Source organism: Mycobacterium sp. NPDC048908 (assembly GCF_043197955.1).
GTDB lineage: Bacteria > Actinomycetota > Actinomycetes > Mycobacteriales > Mycobacteriaceae > Mycobacterium.
The window spans coordinates 1-7,711 of sequence record NZ_JBICUE010000029.1 but is presented as its reverse complement, the minus strand read 5'-3'; the positions used below and the strand labels follow the sequence as shown (position 1 = coordinate 7,711).

The window sequence follows — 7,711 nt, the reverse complement described above, 5'->3', positions numbered from 1 at the left end:
CGATCGGCTCGACGTCACCCTTTTCGGCAACCTCCAGACGCGCACTCAAATCATCAATCTTGCGCAGTGCCTCGGTGATGATCGCCCGACGATCCAACGGCGCAGCAGTCATCGCGCTCACCCCAGCCTCTCCGAAAGCTGTTGCAGCAACTCATCATCACTGAGATCCTCGTAGTCATCAGCGCTGTCCTCTTCGGCAACCTCAATCAGCTCGGGCAGAATTGTGGCGAAGTAGCCGACGAGCGCGTCGACGGTCGGATAGTCGAACACGACAGACGCCGGTAGCGCTTGGCCGACGCTCTCGCCGAGCGACCGCTGAAGTGTCACGCTCATCAGCGAATCCATCCCGGATTGGAAGAAACCCGCCGACGGATCGAGCAACTGCGGCGACGCCAATCCCATCGCTGCCGCAACCTGCGCGGTCACATGATCAACCAGAAGACGGTGGCGCCGCGTCGGTTCGCAGTCGCGCAATGCTTCCCGGAACTCGGTTCTGAGCACCGATGAAGCGTCGCTCTCAGCGTCGATCGGCATCATGTCATCCACGATGTGCAGTGCTGCCCGGGTGCGATAGGCGGTGGCCAGTCGGCTCCAGTCCGCGGCGACAATGGTGGAGCGGACGGGGGCGTCTTGACCGGTGAGGGACGTCAGTGCTTGGATGGCAACCTCGTCGGGCATGGGCTGAAGTCCCGAGTCCAGGGTCACCTGGCGTTCCTGGTCGGATTGGATGTCTGTCAGCGACTTCCACAGGCCCCAGTTGATCGCGGTGGCCGAAAGTCCGGCCGCTCGGCGCGCATAGGCGAAGGTGTCCAGGAAAGTGGTAGTCGCCGCGTAGTGGGCCAGCCAGCGGGAGCCGGTAACTCCGGAGATTGAGGTGAACAGCACAAACTGGTGCACTGAGTGCCGCAGTGACAGTTTGTGCAAAAGCGCCGCCACATTCAGTTTCGGTAGGAACATCGCGGTGACGTCGTCGTCGGTCATATCGCGAAGTGTCACCGGCCCGCCCCCGAAGGCCGCCAGGTAGATACCGGCCAGCGGTGGAAGGTCTGTGCCGAAGCGGTCGAACAGCGTCTCCATTGCGCTTTCGTCCGCCGCATCGGCGGCCACAGTCACCAACGTCGTACCGGTAGCCGCCAAGCTGGCAGCCAACTCATCGAGACGGGAGCCCGGATTGCGTGACACCGCAACAACGGTGCCGGCGCCCGTGTCAGCGAGCTGCCGGATCAGATGCGGGCCGATATTGCCGGTCGCGCCGATGACTAGATGGCTGCTGTCCTTATCGAGTTCAACCGGACTGGTCGATGGCGGAAGGCCCTTTCCCAGCCGCGGGACACGGCGCGTACCGGCCCGATAAACGACCTGATCCTCGTCTCCACCGCGAGCCTCATCCAGCACATACCGGGCGGCTACCCCCTCGGGCACCGACGCGTCGACATCGATGATGCCGCCCCACATTTCCGGATGCTCCAGTGCCGCCGTGCGACCCAAACCCCACAACACCGCATGAGCGGGGTTGGCCCGATCGCCTTCATGTACCGGCTGACCGTTGCGCGTGAGCAGATACAGCCGCGGAGGCAACGACATCGCGGCCACCGCTGCCATCAGCCGTCGCGCAGAATTGAACACGACATATCCAAGTTCAGCGTCGAAATAGCCAGACGTCGACAGTTGGGGCGCGTAAAGCACATGGGTTACTCCAGCGAGGGCGTTCGCGAGCGCAGTCTTATCGGTGTCTTCGGCCACCATCGACGGCGGCAGCACTGTCACCCGGGAATCGTCACCAAGAACACGACCTATCTCCGCACCGAGTCCGGGGTCGCCGAATACCAGCCACCAACTGTCTACGTTGGTCTGCGCATCGGACAACCGACGAGCTGGCCAGGTTAGCTCGCAATACCACTCCGCCGGAGCGTGTTTACCGGTCGGTACACCCGAATCGCCATTCCGCTCGTTACGGTTGGCCGAATCCGGCGATGTCGTACTGACCCAGTGCCGGGTGTGATGCCATGGAGTGGTCGGGAGCACCGGGTGCGGTTCGTGCGGATGCGGGGTCTGCGGCGGATGGCTCGTGTGGACCCTGTTCAGGTTGGTGTGGAAGCTCACCGTGTCATCACCGTCGCGCAACAGCGTCCCCAGACTGTGGTGATGGGTTACCGTCTCCAGCGTGTCGCTGACCGCGTGTGTCAGGATCGGATGAGCGCTGATCTCGATAAAGGTGGCGTGCTCTTGTGCGGCTGCCATGATGGCCTGGCTCACCCGCGCGGGTTGGCGCACATTGGCGGCCCAATACTCGGCGTCCAGCAGCGGCACGGTGGCCTCGGCGACGGTGGAAAAGAACGGAATGGTGACGATCTCCGGGGTCAGATCCACCAGTGCCGAACGCAATTCGGGCAGAATCGGATCCATCAAAGCGGTATGCGAGGCCACCTCCATGTTGACCCGCCGAGCAAAACGGTTCTGGGCGCTCACCGCCGCGATCACCGCGTCGACCGGCGCCACCGGCCCGGCAATCACGGTCTGCCGCGGGGACAAATAACCCGCGAGACTGACTCCGGGAAAGTCGGCGATCAACGTCGCGGTGGTCTCGGCGTCCAGTTTGAGTAGTGCTACCGCGCCTTGCCCCGCGAGCTGCGACATGACGCGGGATCGGGTAGCGATCACCCGCAAGCCCTCGGCCACGTTCAGCGCCCCAGCCACCACCGCCGCGGAGACCTCGCCCATCGAATGCCCGATCACCGCATCGGGATGCACCCCGTAGGAGCGCCACAATTCGGTCAGCGCCAGTTGCAACCCCATCAGCACCGGCTGGACCCGCGCGTCGCCGCTCACCGGCTCACCCTCGGCAATCACCCGCTGCAGCGAAAACCCCACCTGTTCAACAAACACCGGCTCCAATTCGGAGATCGCGGCGGCAAACACTGGCTCATCGGCGAGCAACTGCCGCCCCATGCCCGCCCAATGCGATCCCTGACCCGAGTACAGGAACACCGTGCCTGCGCGACACGATCCCTCATGCGGGCCCACCACTGCGTCGGCCGATCGGCCGGTAGCCAGCGCCTGCAATCCCGTCACTGCTTCGGCGCGATCGCGGGCGCACACAGTGGCGAACTGCGCATGGCGATCCCGGTGGTGATTGAGAGTGTGAGCCACATCGGGCAACGGCACTCCCTCACCAGCTCCAGCCATCCACTCCGCCAGCGATGCGGCCATCGATGCAATGCGCTCCGGTGATTTGCCTGACACCACCAACGTGGTCACCGCCGGATCGGACTCGCGGATAACAGGTACGGAAGCAGGAGCCTGCTCGATCACCACATGCGCATTGGTGCCGCCGAACCCGAATGAGGACACTCCCGCCCGCCGCGGCCGCTGCGTAGGCGGCCACTCCTGCTGCTCCGCAACCACTTTCAGCCGCATTTGGTCGAAAGCAATGTGCGTATTCGGGGTATGGAAGTGCAGATTCGCCGGGATACTTGCGCGCTCGACCGCCAACACCGTCTTGATGAAGCCCACGATGCCGGCCGCCGCCTCGAGATGACCCAGATTCGACTTGATCGCACCAAGCAGCAGCGGTGACTGCTCCGCACGCCCACGGCCCAAGACCGTGCCGAGGGCACGCGCCTCGATGGGATCCCCGAGATGGGTGCCGGTCCCATGGGTTTCGACATAATCGACTTCATGCGGCGGCACCCCAGCGGTGGTGTACGCCGCGCGCAACACCGCCATCTGAGCGGCTGGATTAGGAGCCAACAGGCCGTTGGACCGGCCGTCCTGGTTGACCGCTGAACCCCGTACCACCGCCAGAAGCCGGTCACCGTCGCGCACTGCATCACTCAGCCGCTTGAGGACCACTACCCCGCAGCCCTCACCGCGGACGAACCCGTCAGCCTCCGCGTCGAACGCACGACACGCACCGGTCGGCGATAACGCGCCGGATTGGTCGAAACCACGAAATACTGCGGGCGACATCAGCAGATTTACGCCCGCTGCAATGGCCATATCCGACTCCTGCATCCGTAGGCCCTGGCACGCCAGATGCAGTGCGACCAATGACGAAGAACAAGCAGTGTCCACCGTGACAGACGGGCCACGCAGATCCAGAAAATACGACAGCCGATTGGCGATGATGCTCAGTGCACCACCGGGATTACTCCATGCATCAACATTGGGCAGATCAGTGGACGCGAGGTATCCGTACTCCGTGATACTGGCGCCGACGTAGACTCCTGTTTGCGAGCGGCGCAGCGAACTAGCACGAATCCCGGCATGCTCCAGCGCTTCCCAAGCTACTTCGAGCAGCAGACGCTGCTGTGGGTCCATCTTCGCCGCTTCGCGACGAGAGATGTCGAAGAATTCCGCGTCGAAGGCGTCGATATCGCTCAAGAACGATCCCCAACGCGTGGTGTGCGACAGTGCTGCGGTCACCGCGGGAGAGCCATCGTCGTACGGCGCCCACCGGTCCGGCGGCACCTCGTCCACCGCGGACCTCCCCTCGCGCAGGAACTGCCACAATGCCTCGGGTCCCGCGATCGCACCTGGCAGACGACATCCCAGACCGATCACCGCGATCGGCTCGTCGCCGCTGCCTCGGTCGTGCTCGAGCATCGGCCCGGCGTCGGTGTCGGCCTCAGAACCGCTGAGAAACTGCGCCAGCTCGGCAATTCTCGGATGTTGCCAAAACTCTACGGGTGAGATTTGTCGGCCGACCAGCTCCGACAGCTCACCGGCAAGCACGACCGCGTCTCGCGAGCCCATACCCAGATCGTTCATCGACGCGTCGAAGTCGATGTCGTCGGGACTGCAACCGATATTCGTCACGAGGTAGTCGACCAGCCAGTGCCGAAGACGCTCCTCGTCGAAAGCCGCTGTCATGCCGCACCGTCCAAACAGCCGATTTGAGTCCTCATCAGATACCGCTCTCACTACCGGCAGACGCCGATTCGACACTGTCGAACAACTCATTCAGCACACTGCCGGCCGAGTCGGGCAGCATATCGATGTCGTCGTCCGAATCTTCCTGTGGTAATAGCTTCTTCGCGAGATGGCCCGCTAAAGCCGCAATCGTAGGATGGTTCCACAGCATCGTCACCGACAGCTCGATGCCAACCAACTGCTCAGTCTCTCGTCGGACCGACATTGCCATCACGGAGTTGAGGCCCAGCTCCGCGAACGGCCGGTCCAGATCGAGTTCCGCCTCGGGCATGCGAAGTTCGCGGGCCAGAATGCTGCGTAGACCGTTCTCGAGTTCGCTGATCATGTTCTCGGCAGGCAGCTGTGACCACGTCAGCTCCACTGAATTGCTATGCGGGTCCGGCGCGGTCCCGTCGGACGACGGTAGCGGAGCCATCACAGCTTGATCGACGTCGTAGCGCTCTAGGTGCTCCCAGGCGATGAAGGCTTCTCCTGGCGCGACCGGCCGCGACCCCAGCCGCTCAAGCTCTTGTAAGACGACCTGCGCCTCCGTGGCGAATCCGAGCCCCTGCCAGGCCACCCAGTCCAAACTGACGGTGTGGCAACCTTTTTGGTGACGCGCTCGGGCCAGGCCGTCGAGGTAGGCATTCGCCGACGCGTAGGCGCCCTGCCCGGGTATACCGAACACCGTACCAGCCGAGGCAATCAGGAAGAAGAAGTCGAGGCTGCACGGCGGAAAGGCCTCGTGCAGCACCTGTGCGCCAGCGATTTTCGGCCACATGGTGCGCCGAAGACGGCTCTCCTCTGTTTCAGTGAGGAGTTGGGCTTCGGTCAACCCGGCGGCGTGTATGACACCGCGTATAGGCGGCGCACCGTCGTCGTCGCGCCTGGCGAGCAGGGCCTGTACCGCGCTGCGGGATCCGACATCGAGAGCCACGGCGTCGACGGAGACGCCACGCCTCTCTAACGCGCGGATCGCGGCGATCTTGTGGCACACGTCTGCGTCGTTGGTGTCGTTGTCCCAGTCGCGCCTGGGCGGCAACGGCGTGCGGCCGGCAAGTATGAGTCGACGTGCTCCCAGGTCCGCCAGCCAGCCGGCCATCAGTAGCCCGAGAGCGCCCATTCCGCCGGTGATGAGGTATGCGGCATCGGGACAGCACCGCAACGGTTCTCGCTCGGGTTGACCGCAAACCGGTGCCAACCCGGGCGCGAGCAGTTGGCCGTCGCGCAGCGCGAGGATGGACTTGGCCGGCTTTCGCAGCACGCTGGCCAGTTCCTCCGCGTAATCACCTATGTCGCCTTCACCCGGGATGTCCACGAGGCCGCCCCACAGCTGGGGCTGCTCCGCCCGGATGACCCCGGCGAGTCCCCACAGGCTGCTCTGGCGCACTGCTGCGTCGGACGCTGCCTCGCGGACGCCGCGAGTGATGATCCACAGTGTCGCCGGGTTGACATCCACGTGGGCCAACCGGCGGACGAGGTCGGCAACGTCTGTCGACAACCGCACCGCGCAGTCGATGTCGGTCTCATCGGCGGCCACCCGCTCGGGGTCGACTACATAGAGGACACACTGTGCCTCGGCGACATCGGCCGCCACGTACCCGGCATCGGCGAGCCGATCGCGCAGAGTGCGGGCCGCTTCGTCGTGCCCCAGGACCGCGAGCGTGCACAGTGCGTCGGGCGCCGGTTGCACGTCGGTATGATCGTCCCACGGTTGCCACTGGATAGCGTGCGCCAACGGGACCGTGTCAACGTCTAGTGGAGCCGCCGCTGCGGGAGCCGGCTCCGCCTCTGCGTACAGAAGTGAACGGATGTCGATGCACGTACTGCCGTCGGGTGTCGTCACCGCGATATCAACGATCAGTTCATCGGCTTTGCCCCCACACCGGTGTATTTCGATGGAAGCATGGTCATCGACGAGTTCGCGTGCGAACCAAACCCTTTCCACAGCGCGCGGGGACATCAGCCGCGGGTCGGAATCATCCACCATGCCACCGACGTGGAGGGCGGCGTCGAGCAATGCGACCGTCGACACTTCGCACAACGCCACGTCGGCGCGCAACCTCCCGGGCGCCGACCGGCATGAGCCGATCGACCATCCGCACGGCTGACCCTCATCGACCGGCACAGTCTCGTAGCGGCCCATGTCGTGGTCGGCGCCGTTGCGCCCCGGCTCGTCGTGACGATAAGTGATTCGGGCGCTGACGTGCCTGACCCAACGGCGCGTACCAGTTTCGGCCGCGGGGCTCGATGAAACTGTGACTGATTGTCCGTCAGCGACCACCTGGATGACCCGCGCCTGGTCGATGACGATCGGAGAATCGAATCGGACGTCAGACAGAATCGATGCGTCACATTCCGCTGCAGCGGCCGAAAGGGTCTCTAGCACCACGGATGTCGAAATCTCAGGCTGGGCCTCGGGCATCAGTCGCGCCTGCCACAGATGTGCGTGCGGTGTGGTGGCGACCGCGATGTGCTCGCCGAGTAGGGTGCCGGGCCTGGGCGCAGATACCGTTGCGGTTACCCGATTCTCGATTGTCATCCAGTGTTGTGTGTGATGCCAGGGCGTGTTCGGCAGGACGGGATGCCGCTCAGGCGGTAGCGGCGTGTGTGGGGGTTGAGTGATGTGCGTGCTGTTCAGGTTGGTGTGGAAGCTGACGGTGTCATCACCGTCGCGCGACAGCGTGCCGATGCTGTGATGGGGGGTCGATTCCAGTGTGTCGGAGATGGCGTGGGTGAGTGTGGGGTGTGGGCTGATTTCGATGAAGGTGGTGTGGTTTTGCGCTGCCGCTGCGATGGC

The 7,711-nt window shown here is 64.1% G+C and carries 3 protein-coding genes; all 3 read right to left on the bottom strand.

Features of this window, described 5'->3' with window-relative positions; translation table 11 throughout:
* The coding region (locus ACGFK1_RS32795) for a hypothetical protein (protein WP_393439954.1) at positions 1 to 112 on the bottom strand (112 nt) is incomplete at its 3' end.
* A gap of 5 nt (positions 113 to 117) precedes the next feature.
* Complete coding sequence (locus tag ACGFK1_RS32790) at positions 118 to 4,872, bottom strand: SDR family NAD(P)-dependent oxidoreductase (protein ID WP_393439951.1); 4,755 nt, start codon at positions 4,870 to 4,872, stop codon at positions 118 to 120.
* A gap of 34 nt (positions 4,873 to 4,906) precedes the next feature.
* Positions 4,907 to 7,711 (bottom strand): KR domain-containing protein (locus tag ACGFK1_RS32785; RefSeq protein ID WP_393439948.1); only part of this gene is annotated, 2,805 nt, incomplete at its 5' end.

What these genes read in the sequence shown, in the direction of transcription:
- ACGFK1_RS32790 (WP_393439951.1), bottom strand. Translation starts at nt 4,872, where the DNA reads ATGACAGCGGCTTTCGACGAGGAGCGTCTTCGGCACTGGCTGGTCGAC.